The sequence below is a fragment of the Candidatus Skiveiella danica genome, from assembly GCF_022705245.1.
Classification (GTDB): Bacteria; Pseudomonadota; Gammaproteobacteria; order Burkholderiales; family Burkholderiaceae_C; genus Skiveiella; species Skiveiella danica.
Window position 1 is genome coordinate 1 of sequence record NZ_JAKJEW010000104.1, and the last position, 251, is coordinate 251.

General features: G+C 66.5%; 1 protein-coding gene. It reads left to right on the forward strand.

Annotated elements, in window-relative coordinates:
- Positions 1-251 (forward strand): TonB-dependent receptor plug domain-containing protein (locus ACMUOY_RS20250; RefSeq protein WP_413894528.1); only part of this gene is annotated, 251 nt, incomplete at both ends.

Consider the following 251-nt stretch of genomic DNA (forward strand, 5'->3'; position numbering starts at 1 on the left):
CGACAGCCTGCGGGTCACCAGAACCGGCGTCGCCCGGGGCACCCAGGACCTGCGCGACATCCCGCAATCAGTCACGGTGATCACCGAAAAGCTGATGGACGACCGCAACCTGGACACGCTGAAGCAGGCCTTGCAGTACACCGCCGGCATCTCGTTTCTGGCGGCCGAGGGCGGCGAAGAAGACATCCGGCTGCGCGGCTACTCGCTGCAAGCCACCGGCGACATCTTCGTGGACGTGCTGCGCGATCCGG